Here is a 16,432-nt window from a genome sequence, read left to right as displayed (position 1 = left end):
GTGGCCATATTCCCCTGCGCGGAGATGTCCGCTGTGGGCGCTTCGGCGGGGCTACCGCCGCTTGCCGCCCTTCGGGGGCGCCTTCGCGGGCTGCTTCTTGGGCGGAGGTGGCGGGGCCTTCTTGGGCGCCACCGCCTTGGCGGGCACCGGGGCGGCGGGCCTCACCGCCAGGGTGGGCACCGGGGCCGTCGTCCCCGGAGGGGGCGCCTTGCGCACGGTGAAGGTGAGTCCCTCGATGCGGCAGGTGCCCTCGATGCAGCCGACGGCGGGCACGGGGGGCAGCTCACCGAAGTGCTCCATCCAGCCCGGCCCCAGGTTGATGGGCTCGGCGATGGCGCGCTGCTCCTTCCCCTTGCCCACGAAGGCCTGGAGGACGCCTTCCGCGTCCACCTTCAGCTCCAGCACCGCCTCGCCCTCGGGGGCGTCCGGGCCCAGCATGGTGCCGCGGCGCTCGTCCAGCGCCCACTCCAGCCGCACGGGCTCGCCGGCGCCATTGTGGATGAGCGCCACGTAGTCGAGGTCCGTGCTGCCCACCAGCAGCACCGCGGCCTGCGTCGCCCGTGGCGGCCCGTTCCAGAAGGCCAGCGCGCGGCGCATGGGCGTGGGGGGCGCGGCGTCCGCCCGCAGGCGCGCGCTGAGCGTGGCGATGTCTCCCTCCCGGCCCACCACGTTCATGCGGACGCGGCCCACGCGCGACTGTCCGTCCACCGCCGGGAAGATGACGGCGTTCTCCTGGAACTCCACCGGGCGGCCCGACACCAGCAGGTTCAGTTGCTCCGGGCCCTCGCCCAGGGCCAGCGTGCGCCTCTCCGAGGCATCCTCGCTGCGCCCGGGCCCCGTGAGGGCCGACATGGGGCCCAGGTCCTCCATGATGGCCGCGCCGGGCTGCACCCGCGGGCGCGCCTCGCCGTCGCGCAGCCACTCCCTGGCCAGCACGCCCAGCGCCGCCAGCACCACCAGCGCGGCGGCGGCCTGCAGCGTCTTGCGCACCACCTTGCGCACGCCCTGGCGGAGGCGGTGGATGCGTGTCGGCCTCACCGCCGGCAGGGACGACATGCTGCCGGGCACCAGCAGCTCCAGGTCCTCGATGAGCGCCCGCACCGAGGGGTAGCGGTCCTCCGGGTCCGGCTTGAGGCACCGGGTGACGATGGCGTCCAGCCGCGGGTCCAGCCCCTCCTTGCGCTGCGAGGGCGGGTCGAAGGTGCCCAGCGGCACCTCCCCGGTGAGCCACTCGTAGAGGATGACGCCCAGCGAGAAGATGTCCGCGCGCGCGTCCGCGTTCTTCGCGTCCACGCGCTGCTCGGGCGCCATGTACGACAGCGTGCCCATGGACACGTGCGTGGAGGTCAGCGCGTAGCGCGAGGACGGGCTGGCATCCGCCAGGAACGACGCGAGCCCGAAGTCCGACACCTTGGCGATGCCGCCGGCCTGCTGGTCCAGCAGGATGTTCTCCGGCTTCAGGTCCCGGTGGATGACGCCGCGGCCGTGCGCGTACTCGATGGCCCGGCAGATTTCGAGCATCCGCCGCAGCGCGCCCGTGACGTCCAGCTCCGGCGCGCGGATCAACTCGCGCAGCGACGGGCCGTCCACGAACTCCATCACCAGGTAGTACGTGGTGTCCGTCTTCCCCTTGTCGACGATGGAGACGATGTGGGGATGGCTCAGCGCGGCGAGCGCCGCGGCCTCCTTCTGGAACCGGGCGATGAAGGAGGGGTCCTTGGCCAGCTCCGGGTTGAGGAGCTTCACGGCGACCGTGCGGCCAAGCGAGAGCTGGGTGGCCTTGTGGACCTCACCCATGCCGCCACTCCCGACGAGCTTCTCGAGGTGGTAGCCGCTGATGAGGTCCGGGGAGCGGGGCCGGCTGATCGCGGTGGGGTCGATTGAGGACATTGGCGGTGGGCGCGGGGGGGGGCGCCAGGGTAGCAGAAATCCGCCGCCTGACTATCCGCCCGGATGACGTCGCCGCCACCCCCCCGGGCAGGCGTCCGTCAGCGCCCGGACGCCGTGCGGCTGACCGCCTGCCGCAGGCTGTTGCGGACCTGGTCCAGCGACGAGCGCATCTGCCCGTGGCGCACCGACGCCGCCACCGCCCGCGACAGCGACTTGAGGAGGCTGACCTCCTCCGGCTTCCAGCCGCGAGGCTGCCGGCAGTCCTCGAAGGCCACCATGCCCCACCATTGCTGACGCGTGGGGTTGATGGGGCACATCAGCACCGATTGCGTACCCTGTCGCTCCAGCAACTCACGCATCATCGGCGGGGCGTCGCGGGTGGGGCAGGCCACCACCATGCCCGCCTCCAGCATGTCCACCCAGCCCGGCGCGAAGTCCCGGAAGCTGAAGGCGCGCAGCACGGGGTTGGCCAGCGGCGACGGCGTGGGCGGCTCCGCCCAGCCGTAGCGCATGTCCGTGATGAACCGGCCATACGTGCCCTGCGTGCGGTTCTCGAAGATGTAGGCCCGATGCACGCCGAGCGCGTGGCCCACCATGGCCAGCGTCTCGATGCCCGTGGTCGCGCCCAGTCCCTTCTCCAGCAGGAGCTTCGAGGCTTCGGACACCTTCGAGAAGGCTTCAATCATTGGGGGACTCCAGGAGGGGGGCTCCAGAAAAGGGCGACTGCCAGCGAGTTCCGACACTATCCGGACCGGTCTGTCATTCGCTTAAGTCACATTAAGCAGGATTCCTCTGTTCCTGTCAAATCTCATACTCATTGAATGACGCAAAGCCGCTGAAAGCAGGATGACCCGGGAGGGTCGGAAATAACCTCCATTTGATTTCGAGTGAGGCCCGGCACCGACGGGCGGTACGGGTGCGGGGAGACCCGGAAAAAGACAGCGGGGGCGCTCCCCTTGGAAGGAGCGCCCCCGCGTGTGTGCTTCGGACCTGAAAGTCAGGAATTACTTGGTCTCGGCGGCGGTCTCCGTCTTCGGAGCGGCCTTCTTGGAGGACTTCTTCGCGGGCTTGGCCTCGGGCTTCGCCTCGGCCTTGGGGGCCTCCGCGGCGGGGGCGGGGGCAGCTTCGGCGGCCTTCACCTCGGCGGCGGGCTTGGCCTCGGCGGCGGCCGGCTTGGTCTCCGCGGCGGCGGGAGCCGGGGTGTTGGCGAACGCGGTGGCGGCGGCGAGGAGGGCGGCGGCGAACACGGTCTTCATGGAAAGCTCCGTCGGGGGGGACGACGCGGGATTGCGTCGCTGTGTGCCCCGTTCCTTGAGCAGCCGGCGTGCCAGCGCCGCCTCCAGAGGGAAGCGTCCATGTGGGAGATGCTGCTCGTGGGGAGAAACTCCGCAGCGGGCCGTGGCACGCTGGGGGCCTGCTCCCCAGGCGGGCACGTGCCGCTTTGACGGCACCGGGGCAGTTGAGCAAGCTGCACGCGCTACCCGGTTCCCTCGCCGCGCATGTCGCGCGGCCGCGGTGCGGGAGAGACGGTGTATGCGGTACCTGCGGCTCGTGACGGCGGTGTCCTGGCTGGGCGTCGGATGCGCGGGAATCCCTCCCGCGCGCCTGGAGGCCCAGGTGCTGGAGACGGAGCGGTGGCGCCGTGAGCTCGAGGCGGAGCGGGAGCGCACCGAGGCGCTGGCGGCACGGCTGGCGTCGCTGGAGTCGGCCATGGAGCGGCTGGCGCTGGAGCGCGCCGAGGCGGAGCAGGGGCGCGTGGCGGTGCTGGAGGAGCTGGTGCGCACGGAGGCGGACCGGCACGCGCTGGAGGAGCACAACGCGCAGCTCCTGTCGCTGGAGCGCCAGCTCAACGAGCTGAAGGAACTGAAGGAGATGCACGAGGAGCTGTCGGAGGTCTGGTACGAGTCCGCGCTCGAGCGCGCCCGGCGGCGCATGCATCCTCCGCGTGAGTCCGCTCCTCCGGCGGGCAACGGGACGGCGGCACCCTGAAGGACGGCGCGCGGCCTGCGCGACGCGGGGCCGCCGTGTTAGAGGACTCGTCCCTGGTGAGCTCCCCCACGCCCATTCGCGGCTACCGCGCCGGCTTCTTCTTCGCGGTGGCGCTGCTGTCGGCCGTCACCGCCTTCACGCTGTGGACGGAGGTCCGCACGGGACGGCAGGTGGACGCGCTCGTCCAGGAGGCGCTGGCGCGCGCGGGCCTCATCGGCCGCATCCGCGTGGACGCGCTGTCGCTGGAGTCGGCGATTGAGGCGCACGTGCGCGCCACGGACGACGCCGAGCGCGCCGCCGCGGACGCGGTGATGGAGGAGATTCTCGCGGACATCCGCGCCTCGTCGGAGGCGTACACGCGCAACCTGCCGCCGGGGGAGAAGGCGGTGTGGCAGCGCTTCAACGCCGCGTGCCAGGGGCTGGCGGACCAGGTGCGGGCGGCGGCGGTGTTCTCCCAGCGGCGCGAGGGGGAGCGGGCGCGGCGCCACCTGGCCGAGCGCATCCGCCCGCTGGCGGCGGAGCTGGACGCGCTGGCCGGCACGCTGGCGCAGGAGAACGCGGACGAGGCGCGCAGGCTGGCGGGGCACCTGGCGGACCTGCGCGTGCGCACGACGGCGTTCGGCGCGGTCGCCACGCTGATGGCGATTCTGGTGTCGCTGGTCGTGGGCCTGCACATCACCTCCGTGCTCAAGCGGCAGGACGCCACCATCCAGGGGCAGCTCGAGGAGCTGGGCCGCCACAACCAGGAGCTGGACGCCTTCACGCGGCGCGTGGCGCACGACCTCATCTCTCCGCTGGCGCCGCTGAAGGGCTACCTGACGCTCATCCGCCGCACGGGCGCGGTGAAGGACGCGGGGGCGCTGGAGATGCTGGCGCAGTGCGAGTCCAGCGCGGTGCGGATGGGCGAGCTGATTGAGGCGCTGCTGCGCTTCTGCCGGGCGGGCACGCGCGGGGAGAAGACGGTGGCGGAGCTGGACACGGCCGTCACCACGGTGCTGCTGGAGGTGGCGCAGACGGCGGCGTCACAGGGCGTGGCGCTGGAGCGGGAGCTGGAGCCCGGCGTGGCGGTGGACTGCCCGGGCCAGCTCCTGCAGGTGAGCGCGCGCAACCTGCTGACCAACGCGGTGAAGTACACGGCGGGCCGGCCGGAGCCGAAGGTGAGGGTGCGGGTGGCGTCGGAGGGCGGCGAGGCGGTGCTGGAGGTGGAGGACAACGGCATCGGCATGTCGCAGGTGACGCTGGCCTCGCTGTTCCAGCCCTTCTTCCGCGCGGCCGAGGTGCGGGGCCTTCCGGGCCATGGCCTGGGGCTGGTCACCACGAAGCGGGTGGTGGAGGCGCACGGAGGCACGCTGGTGGTTCGCTCGGAAGAGGGGAAGGGCACGCGGGTGGTGGTGCGCTTTCCTCGCGTGGTGCGCCCGGTGGCGGCGGGTGGCGCCGGTGACGCACGGACTTCCCCCGCCGCCTCCGGAATGCGCAAGGTCGGCACATGAGCACAGCCCGCATCCTCGTCGTGGACGATGACCCCCAGGCTCGAGATTTGCTCCAGCGGCTGCTGGGCGTGCTGGGGACGGTGACGCAGGCGCCGGACCCGAAGCGCGCGGCGGAGCGGCTGGCGGAGGGGTCGTTCGACCTGGTGATGACGGACATGGCCATGCCCGAGCCGGGGGACGGGCTGAAGGTCCTCCAGGCGGTGAAGACGCACCTGCCGGACACACCCGTCATCGTGGTGACGGCGTTCGGCAACATCGAGGGCGCGCTGGACAGCATCCAGCAGGGCGCCTTCGACTACCTGGCGAAGCCGTTCGACGTGGACGCGATTCTGCGGGTGGCGAAGCGGGCGCTGGAGCAGAAGCGGCTGGTGGAGGAGAACCGCTCGCTGCGGCAGCAGGTGGAGCGCACCTCGCTGGTGCTGGTGGGGCGCAGCCCCGCGCTGCTGGAGGTCTACAAGCAGGTGGCGCGGGCGGCGGCGAGCAACGTGCCGGTGCTGATTACGGGCGAGACGGGGACGGGCAAGGAGATGGTGGCGAGGGCGCTGCACAAGCGCTCGCCGAGGGCGGCGGGGCCGTTCATCCCGGTGGACTGCGGGGCGATTACGGAGTCGCTGATGGAGAGCGAGCTGTTCGGTCACGCGAAGGGCAGCTTCACGGGCGCCTCGGGCGCGCGGCGGGGCGTCTTCGAGGAGGCGAGCGGCGGCACGCTCTTCCTGGACGAGATTGGCGACGTGGGGATGAAGGTGCAGTCGCAGCTGCTGCGCGTGCTGCAGGAGGGCGAGATTCGCCGCGTGGGCGAGAGCGTGCCGGTGAAGGTGGACGTGCGGGTGGTGGCGGCGACGAACAAGGACCTGAAGGAGCGGGTGGAGGAGGGGCTGTTCCGCGAGGACCTGCTGTACCGGCTGGACGTGGTGCACCTGCACCTGCCGCCGCTGCGGGAGCGGCGCGAGGACGTGCCGGCGCTGGTGGAGCACTTCGCGGCGAGGCACGCGCGGGGCGGAGCGAGGCCGGTGGTGACGCCCGAGGCGATGGCCCGGCTGACGGGCTACGACTGGCCGGGCAACGTGCGGCAGCTGGAGAACGTGGTGGCGCGGGCGCTGGCGCTGAACGTGACGGGCGTGCTGGGGCCGCAGGACTTCCCGGAGCCCATTGGCGAGGCGACGCCGAAGCTGTCGGGGCTGGCGGGAGACATGCCCAGCCTCGCGGAGCTGTCACGCCGGTACGCGGCGCACGTGCTCCAGCACGTGGGAGGCAACAAGAGCGAGGCGGCGCGGCTGCTCGACGTGGACCGCAAGACGCTCTACAAGCTGCTGGAGGCGCACGGGACGGAGGCGGAGTCGTAGCGCCCCGCGCGAGGCCGAGGTCCGGCTACGGAGCTGGCTCCTGCCTGCCCGACTGGTGAACGGAAGACGTTGGCGGGCCTCGTGGATTGCCCTTCCAGGTGCCAGTCAGCCTGACTATCCCATCTGGGTGGAGTGCGTTGAGTCCACGCGCCGTTCAGTTTTGAGCCTCCCAATCATGACCCCTGCTTCTTCCGACCCCCACCTCCGTCAGGTCATCGAGCAGCTCCTGGTGCTGGACCGGGAACCGCTCCAGGAGGGGGCGCCGCTGGACGACCGCGGGCTCATCGAGAAGCTGCTGGTGACGGCGGACGCCGCGCCGGTGCTCCTCTCGTACGTGGACACCGAGGAGCGCTACCGTTTCTGTAACCAGGGCTACGAGCGCTGGTTCGGTACGCCCCGCGAGCAGGTCATCGGCCGGAGCGTGCGCCAGGTGGTGGGGGACGCCGGGTACGAGGCCATCCGCGAGCATGTGAGGGACGCCCTGTCCGGACGCAGGGTCCGGTTCGAGAGCGCCATTCCCTACCGCGAGGGCGGCACTCGCGTGGTGCGGGCGGACTACCTGCCCCATGTCGACACCCACGGCCACATCGCCGGCTTCGTGGCGATGATCGCGGACATCACCGAGTTGCGCCACGGCGAGGAGGCCGAGCGCATCGCCCGCAAGCTGCGCGAGAGCGAGGACCGGCTGCGCCTGGCCCTGGAGGCCGCGGACCTGGGCACCTGGGACCGGGACTACTCGACGGGCAGGAGGAACTACAGCGACCGGTGTCTGGAACTGCTGGGCATGCCGCCGGGCAGCCATCTCGATGAAGGATTCCCGGACCGGTGCGTGCACCCCGAGGACCTCCCTCGCCTGAACGCGGCGCGGAGCGCGGCCCTCGACCCGGCGGGTGACGGCCTCCTCCGCATCGAGTTCCGTGTGGTCGGCCCCCGGGTGCCGCGAGAGCGCTGGGTGGTGGCGCACGGACAGGTGCACTTCGATGCGCGGCGGCGGCCCCTGCGTTTCATCGGGACCCTGCAGGACATCACCGCGGCCCGGCGGGCCCGCCTCCGCGCGGACCGGCTGGCGGCGGTGTCCTCCTCGCTGTCCCGGGTGCTGTTGCCGGAGGCGCTGTCCGAAGTGGTGGTGCGAGAGGGCGCGGCGGCGCTGGAGGCCGTCTCCGCTTCGCTGGTGCTGCTGAGTGAGGATGGCACCGCGTTCGAGCTGGGCGCCGCGTACGGCATTCCCGAGGAGGCCCTGGCGTCGTGGCGGCGCTTCCCCGCTGACACGCCCATCATGTACCGGGACGCCGTGCGCATGGGGAGGCCGGTGCTGTGCTCGGACCTGGAAGCCCTTCATCGCGACTACCCGGCGCTGAAGGACTCGCCCGCCGCGCCGGGACGGGCCTTCGCCGCGCTGCCGTTGACGGTGGACGGGCGCGTCCTCGGCGCCTTCGGCTTCACCTTCGCGCACGAGCAGTCCTTCGAGCCGGAGATGCTCCAGTTCATGGAGTCGCTCGGCCGGCAGTGCGCCCTGGCCCTGGAGCGCGCGCGCCTGTACGACGCCGAGCGCCGGGCCCGCGAGGAGGCCGAGGGATTGAGAGACGGGCTGGCCAGGGAGCGGAGCCTGCTGGAGGCCATCCTGGACCAGCTCCCGGTGGGCGTCGTCATCGCCGAGCCCGAGGGCCGGCTCGTGCGCGGCAACCCGGCGCTGGAGGCTGCCTGGGGCCATCCCTTCGTGGCCTCGGAGGACATCCCCGCGTACGTGGCCTACCAGGGGTACCGGCCGGACGGCACGAAGTACGAGCCCCACGAGTGGCCGCTCGCGCGCTCGCTGACGCATGGCGAGACGGTGCTGCGCGAGCCGGTGCGGCTGCGCATGAAGGACGGCAGCGCGCGGCACATCGAGGTCAGCTCCACGCGGGTGCAGGACGCGGAGGGGCGCGTGCTGGCGGGCGTGGCGGTGTCCACCGACGTCACCGCGCACCACGAGATGCGGGAGGCCCTGCGCCGCGAGACGGAGGTGCGGGACAGGCTGATGGGCATCGTGGGGCATGACCTGCGCAACCCGCTGCAGGCCATCGCCACCTCCAGCACGTTGCTGCTGCGCGACAGCGCACCGGACTCGCCCCAGCACCGGCGCGCGGCCCGCATCCTCACCAGCGTCCGGCGGATGGACCACCTCATCCGTGACCTGATGGACTTCGCGCGCGTGAGCCAGGGAGGCACACTCCCCATCCAACGCCGGCGGGGGAGCCTTGCGGAGGCCTGCCGCGCCGCCGTGGACGAGCTGCTGACCGCGTATCCGGAGCGTGACATCCACCTGGCGCTGCGCGGCGACCTGACGGGCTGCTGGGACCTGGACCGGCTGGTGCAACTGCTGGGCAACCTGGTCGGCAACGCCTTCACGCACGGCGCCCAGGGCGTCCCCGTGGAGGTGCGGGCGGATGGCGAGGGCCCCGAGGTGGTGCTGGAGGTGGCCAACGCGGGCAACCCGATTCCCCCCGCGCTGCTGCCCCGCATCTTCGAGCCCTTCACCCGGGCGGATGCCGGCGGCGACTCGCTGAAGGGCGTGGGGCTGGGCCTCTTCATCGTGCACGAAATCGTCACCGCGCATGGTGGCCGCATCCAGGTGACGTCCACCCCGGAGACGGGCACGGTGTTCAGGGCCACGCTGCCCCGAGATGTCCCGCGCTGAAGCCGGGGGCGTGCCTCGGGTGACGCCTGTCAACCGGACAGGCGCGTGGAATGCTCCTTGTGTGGCGAAGGCCGGGGCCTCCAGACTTCGCGGCGTGAACGCCCGCACCCTGCCAACGCTCGCCCTCGTCGTGGCCTCCAACCTGGCGGCTTGTGTCTCGCAGCCGCGAAGCCCCGAGGAGGCGCCCGCGGAGGTGGGGCCTCCGGCCCGGCTGTGGCGCCGGAGCGCGGCGGAGCGGGACTTCGAGCGGTTCACCCGCGAGGGAGCGACGCTCGCGGCGGATGGGGCGCTGGAGCTGGACGCGGCGGCCCCGATGGGCAGCGGCACGCCGTACTACAGCGGGGAGCATCGCTATGGAGTGGCGGTCTCCGACACGCAGCTCGTGCCGGGAGGATTCACCAGCGTGGTGCCGTCCTTCGACGCGCTCACGCCGCCGGGGACGTGGCTGAGGGTGACGCTCGCCGCGCGCATCGATGGCACGTGGACCCGGGACTATGAGCTGGGCGTGTGGGCCTATGACACGGAGCCCGTGGCGCGTCACAGTGTGAACGGCCAGCAGGATGAGGACGGGGCGGTGTCCACGGACACGCTCAACCTCAAGCGCCGGGCGGACGCGCTGCGGATGAAGGTGTGGCTCTATTCCTCCCGCCCGGACGCGACGCCGCGGGTCCGCGCGCTGGCGGCGGCGGTGAGCGACCGGCACGGCCTGCCCGAGGACGGCGCGCCGGAGCGGACGGCCTGGGGAACGGTGCTGGACGTGCCGGGCTACTCGCAGATGCTCTACCCGGAGAAGGGGCCGGTGTGGTGCTCGCCCACGTCCACCACGATGCTGCTCGGCTACTGGAGCCGGAAGCTGGACCGGCCCGAGCTGCTCACCACGGTGCCCGCGTCGGCGGACCGCATCCATGACCGGACCTACGAGGGAACGGGCAACTGGACCTTCAACACCGCCTATGCCTCGGCCATGGGCGGCGGGGCGCTGCACGGCATGGTGATGCGGCTCGACGGCTTCCACCAGGTGGAGCGGCTCATCGCGGCGGGCATCCCGGTCAGCATCAGCATCGCGTACGAGGAGGGAACGCTGGAGGGCTCACCGGTGCGCCGCTCGGACGGGCACCTCATCGTGGTGAAGGGCTTCACGCCGGAAGGGGACGTGGTGTGCAACGACCCCGCCTTCAAGACGGATGAGACGGTGGAGGTGACCTACCAGCGCGAGCAGCTCTGGAAGGCGTGGCGGCACTCGCGCGGCGCCACGTACGTGCTCTGGCCGGCGGGCACCTCGCTGCCGGCCGGCCTGGTGGAGCTGCTGAGGTAGATGTTTTCAAGAGAGGAATCTCACGTGTCGACCCCTTCGCCGCTCTCCGTGCCGGAGCCCTGGGACCTCGTCGCGCCGGAGTACGTGCGCGAGCTGATGCCCGTCTTCGAGACCTTCTCCCGGGAGGCGCTCGCTCGCGCGCGCGTCGAGCGGGGCTCTCGCGTGGTGGACGTCGCGGCCGGCCCCGGGACGCTCTCGCTGCTCGCGGCGCGATTGGGCGCGCGGGTGACGGCGGTGGACTTCGCGCCCCGGATGATTGCCGCGCTGCGGGAGCGCGTGACGGCGGAGGGGCTCGAGGTCGAGGCGCTCGTCGGGGATGGAACGGCGATGACACTGCCGGACCGGGCGTTCGACGCGGGGTTCTCGATGTTCGGGCTGATGTTCTTCCCGGACCGCCCGAGGGGCTTCCGCGAGCTCCACCGGGTGCTCGCGCCGGGTGGCCGCGCCGTCGTGTCGAGCTGGGTGCCGATGGAGCGCTCCCCGGTGATGAACGCGGTCTACAAGAGCTTCGCCGAGCTGATGTCGGCGGGCGGAGGAGGGGGCGGGGCGCCGCGCGACGGGATGATGCCGCTGTCGGACCCGGAGACCTGCCAGCGGGAGATGGCCGGGGCCGGCTTCGCCGGCGTCTCCGTGCACGAGGTGACAGCCCATGCCGAGTACGCCTCGACGGCCGCGCTGGTGGACGCGATGGTGCGGTCGAGCGCTCCCGTCGTGCTGGCGCGCAAGGCGCTCGGTGAGAGGTGGGGCGCCGTGGAGCGGGCCCTGCTGGAGAAGGTGACGACGGAAGTGGGCGCCGGACCCCAGGTCTGCGCGTTCAACGCCTACCTCACGGTGGGCACACGGAGGTAGGCCAGGTCTCCATTTCCGTTGCATGTGACAACCGCCGTTGTCGTCGCACGGAATGCGCACCCGCGCGGGGCCCCGCGCAGGCGATCTCACCTCGGACGACGTTGAGCCTGGGCGGGCGCCTTCGTACCGTGTGGCATCCATGCCTCGATGGCTTCCGCTCGTCCTGCTCCTGCCGGGAATCGCCTGCGTTCCGCCTTCCAGGCCGGAGGAGCCGCCCCTGGATGGAGGTATCAGCGCGGGCGGACAGCTCACCGGCCATGACGATTCGGCGCGGGCCTCCCAGGGCGCACTGCTCGCCGCCTGGCAGCGGACCTCCGCCCCCGAGGGCACGGACGGTGGCGCGGCCTCCGTGCAGGACCTCTCCGCCGGCGCGAGGACGGGGCCCGCCGTGGCCTCCCCGCCGGAGGCCGAGGACTCCCACGCCCACGTGCCCGCGCTCGCCAACGACCCGGCGCTGAGCGCCATGCCCAGGCCCGAGCCTCGCGGAGACAGGAAGGAGGACGCCGAGCCTCCCCTCGTCGAGCAGCTCGTCGTCATCCCGGACCGGAAGGACCCGAGCGCGGAGCTGGTGCTCGGCCCCGACGGCGAGCCGCTGGAAGACACCAGCCTGGTGCTCGACGACATCGACCCGACGCTGGACCCCGAGGAGTTCGAGCCCGGTCTCGAGCCCGAGGGCGGCGCGGACGCCGGGACGTACGCCATTCCCTACGCGCCGGACGCGGGCTCGCTGCGGGTGAAGCGCTCCATCGCGGTCCGCCAGGAGCCTCGCCGGGACGCGCCGCCGCTGGGCACGGTGGCCCAGGACATGCGCGTACGCTGGAAGGGCGAAACGGCCATGCGCGGGCCGGACTGCGATGCGTGGGTGGAAATCGAGCCTCGCGGCTGGGTCTGCGAGCGCTACCTGGAGCCCAACTTCCGCGAGCCCCGCGTGCGCGACCTGCCGAAGCTGCGCGAGGGGGAGCTGACTCCGGGCACCTACGCGCGCGTGGTGGGCAAGCGCGTGCGCGCATACCCGAGCCTCGCCCTGGCGCGGAAGCGGAAGAAGGGCGTGCTGCTGAAGGGCTCGGTGACGGTGCAGCTCCGGGGACAGGTGCGCGTGGGCCGCCGCACCTTCTGGCGCACCACCGACGGCCAGTACCTGGAGGCGAGGGTGCTCCGCGAGTACCGGCCGTCCCCCTTCGAGGGGGTGGGCGCGGAGATGCTCGCGGAATTGCCGGCGCCCTTCGCCTGGGCGCAGTCTCGCACCCGGCCGGATGCCCTCGTGGAGGTGAGGGGGGCGCCGGACGCGGAGGCGGCGCGGGAGACGGTGCTGCCGCCGCGCACGCTGGTGGCCGTGCGGGAGTTGTCCGTGGACGGGCGCTGGGTGCTCATCGCGGAGAACCACTGGGTGGCGAGAGACGACCTGCACGTGGCCTGGTTCAGGCCCGCGCCGCCCGAGGTGGGGCCCGGCGAGCGGTGGCTGGACGTGGACCTGGAGGCGCAGGTGCTGGTGGCCTACGAGGGCGAGCGGCCGGTGTACGCGACGCTCATCTCCTCCGGGAAGCCAGGGACGGACACGCCGGAGGGGCTCTTCCGCATCTGGGTGAAGTTCGCGGAGGCGGACATGACGGGCAACGGCACCGTCCGGGGTGACACCTACCGCGTGGCCACGGTGCCGTGGACCATGTTCTTCCAGGACGACTACGCGCTGCACACGGCCTACTGGCATGACCGCTTCGGCGAGCCGATGAGCCATGGCTGCATCAACCTGGCACCGAGGGACGCGCGGGCCCTGTATTCCTGGGCCGAGCCCGAGGTGCCCACCGGCTGGTCCATGGTCCACGCGACACCGGACGCCCCCGGCTCCTGGGTGCGCATCCGCGGCAAGGCGCGAGTCAGGGGCCCCGAACGGAAGGTCACCGTCGCGGCGACCGCTCGGCGCGGGCGGTGACGGGATGCATCCCGCCGTCACCCCACCACGGACACGGTGACGCGGCGGCGGTGCGGCGACGTGCGGTGCTCCCACACGTAGACGCCCTGCCACGTCCCCAGGTCCACGTCGCCGTCCTTCACGGGGATGCTCAGCGAGTTCTGCGTGAGCACCGTGCGCACGTGCGCGGGCATGTCGTCCGGCCCCTCCGCGTCGTGCACGAAGAGCGGGTCGCCGTCCTTCACCAGCCGGGCGAAGAAGGACTCCAAATCCCTGCGCACGTCCGGGTCCGCGTTCTCGCACAGCAGCAGGGACGCGCTCGTGTGGTGCAGGAACACGGTGCACAGCCCCTGCCGGGCGCCGCTCTCCGTCACCGCCCGGCGCACGTCGCCGGTGATGTCCGTGAAGCCGCGCCCGCGCGTGGACACCGTCAGCTCCTTCGCGTGGTACATGCCCTCAGCGGCCTCCCAGCCGCGCCGCGAGGAACGCCGCCATCCGCTCCATCTCCTCGGGAGCAATGGTGTGCGGCCCGTCGAAGGGGAGGAAGTCCACCGACAGCCCGGACTCCGTCAGCACGTCGCGCAGGCGCTCGGCGGCGAAGAAGGGCAGCACGGTGTCCTCGCGCCCGTGGGCCTGGAACACCGGCAGCCCCTTCCGGGCGGACGCCTTCTGCCGCCACTCCGCCTCCGAGGTGAGCGTGCCGGACATGATGCACAGGCCGGCGGGCGCCTCCTCCAGCCGCAGCGCCACGTCCGTCGTCACCATGCCGCCCTGGCTGAAGCCGCCCAGGACGATGCGCCCATAGGGCAGCTTCGTGGACGCGGACAGCGCGTCCACCACGCTCATCACCGCCCGGCGCGCGGCCGGCAGGCCCGGAGGCACCTCGCGGGCGAACACGTCCCAGTCCCGCATCTGCCCGCGCATGACGGCCTCGGGCAGGTGGAACCAGGCGCGTCCGGAGGGCATGCCCCACTCCGCCAGCGTCAGCGGGGCGCCGGGAAACACGAAGCGCACGCGCTCGGCCAGCGACGACTCCAGCGACATCAGCTCCGGCGCCAGCGGCACCAGGTCGGTGGCCGGAGCGCCGAAGCCGTGGCAGAGGACGACGGCCAGCTCGGGGGCCGCGCCCTCGGGGAGCGCGTCCACGACGTTGCAGTCCAGCTCACCCAGGCGCGTGGTGATGCGCCGCGCGGTACGGCCACCCATCACTTCGCGCCCGCCGGAGCCTGGTCGCTCATCGACACCTTCTGGATGACCACCGGCTGCAGCGGCCTGTCGCGCGGGTCGCGCTCGACGTTGGAGATCTTCTCCACCACCTCGTAACCCTTCACCACCTCACCGAAGATGGTGTGGCGGTTGTTGAGGTAGTCCGGCGTGGAGGTGGTGATGAAGAACTGGCTGCCGTTGGTGTTGGGGCCCGCGTTGGCCATGGCCAGCAGGCCCGGCTTGTTGAAGGTGCGGCCGCTCTGGAACTCGTCCTCGAAGCGGTAGCCCGGGTCGCCGCGGCCGGTGCCCGTGGGGTCGCCGCCCTGAATCATGAAGCCCGGAATCACGCGGTGGAAGATGACGCCCTGGTACAGCGGGCGGCCCTCCACGCGCTGGCCGCTGCCGGGGTCCGTCCACGGCTTCTCGCCCGTGGCCAGGCCCACGAAGTTGGCCACCGTCTTCGGCGCGTCCTTGGAGAACAGGCGCAGGACGATGTCGCCCTGGTTGGTGCTCAGGGTGGCGTAGACCTCCTGGCCGGCCTGGACCTTCTTCGTCCACTCGCCCGAGGCGGCCGTGGCGGCTGCCTCGGTGGCCGGGGGCAGAGGCGGCCTGGCGGGCTGGGCGGGAGGCGTGGCCGGGCTCGTGGCGGTGGAACCGCTCCCCGAGGGCTCCTTCTTCTCGGAGTCCTTGGTACAGGCGGCGAGGGAGAGGCAGAGGAGGACAGTCGTCAGGATTCGGGTCCGCATGGCGGGCGAACCTTACCCCCCCAGGGCCAGGGCCACCATCACCTCGGTGACGTCACCGGGGTGGTAGCGGGCGAAGCCGGGCAGGCCCCGCATCGCGGCCTCCGCGTGGTCCATGTCGTCCAGGCGCACCACGCCCGCGCCCGGCACCTCCGCGTCCACGGCCGTCACCATGCCGTCCGACGCGTAGCCGTACCTGTCATACAGATACCGCTGCAGGGGGTACAGGCTGGACAGGCGTGACAGGCGCGAGGTGGCCAGGGACACGGTGGGGATGACGGCCGCCGGGTAGGGGTGCTTTCGGATGAACTCCATCCGACTTGTATAGGAAAGCTCCTCCACGGACCGGGACACGCCATGGAACAGCAGTGGGAAGGCGAAGTCGATGAGCCGCCGCATCTCCGGCGCGGTGGCCAGGTCATGGGCGATGGACGAGCCGCCATAGGGCGCCTGCAGCGTCACCACGGCGCGCACCACCCGCCGCAGCTCCGGGTACAGGGCCAGCGTGGCCGTGCACTCCACGCCGCCCTTGCTGTGGCCCACCATCACCACCGAGCGGCCGAAGTACTCCGCGTCCAGCAGCGCCTCGCGCAGCACCGCCACGTTGTCCGTCAGCAGCCCCTCCGTGTCCACCGGCACCTCGAGCACGTCCAGGCCCCGGCGCTCCAGCCGCTGCACGTTGTCCAGCAGGTAGCCGGGCAATTCATCGCCCAGCATGCCGCGCACCAGCAGGTACTGGTGCCGCTTCGCCGCGTCCGGCAGCACCGGCTCGCCCTCGCGCACGCGCGCCAGCAGCGCCCGGAAGCGCGGGGTGAGGTCCTCCTGCGGGGGCGCCCCCGCGGCGGCCTTCAGCCAGCCGGCCAGGCCTCCGCAGCCGGGGCCCCACCAGCGGTCCGCGGCCGGCAGGCCCCGGAGCGAGCGGGACAGCCGGGCAATGGCGCTGGCCTCGCGGGCCGGCGCGGGTGTGGGGGTGGGGCTCGGGAGCGGCGGAGGGGGAACGTCGGGAAGCGACTGCGTCATC

At 72.2% G+C, this 16,432-nt stretch carries 14 protein-coding genes; 7 read left to right on the top strand and 7 right to left on the bottom strand.

Annotation, left to right across the window (positions count from 1 at the left end; all coding sequences use genetic code 11):
* Positions 1-51: 51 nt before the first annotated feature.
* The 3 genes from K8638_RS01295 to K8638_RS01285 form a co-directional block, all read right to left on the bottom strand.
* A complete protein-coding gene (locus K8638_RS01295) occupies positions 52-1,890 on the bottom strand; it encodes a serine/threonine-protein kinase (RefSeq protein WP_223752523.1) in 1,839 nt (612 codons plus the stop codon).
* 98 nt (positions 1,891-1,988) lie between these two features.
* Positions 1,989-2,576 (bottom strand): GAF domain-containing protein, encoded by a 588-nt coding sequence (locus K8638_RS01290; RefSeq protein ID WP_223752522.1) that lies wholly within the window; start codon positions 2,574-2,576, stop codon positions 1,989-1,991.
* A 318-nt stretch (positions 2,577-2,894) separates the two neighbouring features.
* Complete coding sequence (locus K8638_RS01285; protein ID WP_223752521.1) at positions 2,895-3,146, bottom strand: hypothetical protein; 252 nt, start codon at positions 3,144-3,146, stop codon at positions 2,895-2,897.
* A gap of 277 nt (positions 3,147-3,423) precedes the next feature.
* Between K8638_RS01285 and K8638_RS01280 the strand changes: the two genes are divergently transcribed.
* From K8638_RS01280 to K8638_RS01250, 7 genes are all read left to right on the top strand, one after another.
* On the top strand, positions 3,424-3,879 hold the full coding sequence (locus K8638_RS01280; RefSeq protein ID WP_223752520.1) for a hypothetical protein: 456 nt from the start codon (positions 3,424-3,426) through the stop codon (positions 3,877-3,879).
* A 56-nt stretch (positions 3,880-3,935) separates the two neighbouring features.
* The gene (locus tag K8638_RS01275; protein ID WP_223752519.1) at positions 3,936-5,369 is read left to right on the top strand and encodes a HAMP domain-containing sensor histidine kinase; all 1,434 of its coding nucleotides are present in this window, start codon (positions 3,936-3,938) and stop codon (positions 5,367-5,369) included.
* Positions 5,366-6,712, top strand: a complete 1,347-nt coding sequence (locus tag K8638_RS01270) for a sigma-54 dependent transcriptional regulator (RefSeq protein WP_223752518.1) — start codon at positions 5,366-5,368, stop codon at positions 6,710-6,712. Before K8638_RS01275 ends, K8638_RS01270 begins: the two co-directional genes overlap by 4 nt.
* A gap of 175 nt (positions 6,713-6,887) precedes the next feature.
* Positions 6,888-9,389: a PAS domain-containing protein gene (locus tag K8638_RS01265; RefSeq protein WP_223752517.1), complete on the top strand. Its 2,502-nt coding sequence runs from the start codon at positions 6,888-6,890 to the stop codon at positions 9,387-9,389.
* Between the two features lie 94 nt (positions 9,390-9,483).
* Positions 9,484-10,704 (top strand): peptidase C39 family protein, encoded by a 1,221-nt coding sequence (locus K8638_RS01260; protein WP_223752516.1) that lies wholly within the window; start codon positions 9,484-9,486, stop codon positions 10,702-10,704.
* Between the two features lie 24 nt (positions 10,705-10,728).
* Complete coding sequence (locus K8638_RS01255) at positions 10,729-11,553, top strand: class I SAM-dependent methyltransferase (RefSeq protein ID WP_223752515.1); 825 nt, start codon at positions 10,729-10,731, stop codon at positions 11,551-11,553.
* Between the two features lie 139 nt (positions 11,554-11,692).
* Complete coding sequence (locus K8638_RS01250; protein ID WP_223752514.1) at positions 11,693-13,483, top strand: L,D-transpeptidase family protein; 1,791 nt, start codon at positions 11,693-11,695, stop codon at positions 13,481-13,483.
* Between the two features lie 17 nt (positions 13,484-13,500).
* On the opposite strand, the gene K8638_RS01245 is transcribed toward K8638_RS01250, so the two are convergent.
* The 4 genes from K8638_RS01245 to K8638_RS01230 are packed head-to-tail and all read right to left on the bottom strand — an operon-like array spanning position 13,501 to position 16,431.
* On the bottom strand, positions 13,501-13,914 hold the full coding sequence (locus K8638_RS01245) for a secondary thiamine-phosphate synthase enzyme YjbQ (RefSeq protein WP_223752513.1): 414 nt from the start codon (positions 13,912-13,914) through the stop codon (positions 13,501-13,503).
* A gap of 4 nt (positions 13,915-13,918) precedes the next feature.
* Positions 13,919-14,668, bottom strand: coding sequence for an alpha/beta hydrolase (locus K8638_RS01240; protein ID WP_223752512.1), 750 nt, complete (start codon positions 14,666-14,668; stop codon positions 13,919-13,921).
* Positions 14,668-15,414 (bottom strand): peptidylprolyl isomerase, encoded by a 747-nt coding sequence (locus tag K8638_RS01235; RefSeq protein ID WP_223752511.1) that lies wholly within the window; start codon positions 15,412-15,414, stop codon positions 14,668-14,670. Before K8638_RS01235 ends, K8638_RS01240 begins: the two co-directional genes overlap by 1 nt.
* 12 nt (positions 15,415-15,426) lie before the next feature.
* Entirely contained in the window at positions 15,427-16,431 is a 1,005-nt protein-coding gene (locus tag K8638_RS01230; RefSeq protein WP_223752510.1) for a lipase, read from the bottom strand.
* Position 16,432 lies beyond the last annotated feature (1 nt).

Origin of the sequence: Myxococcus sp. RHSTA-1-4 (assembly GCF_020037125.1) — a bacterium.
GTDB lineage: Bacteria > Myxococcota > Myxococcia > Myxococcales > Myxococcaceae > Myxococcus.
Note: the sequence above shows the minus strand (reverse complement) of the source record. Positions and strands in the feature narration are given on the sequence as shown.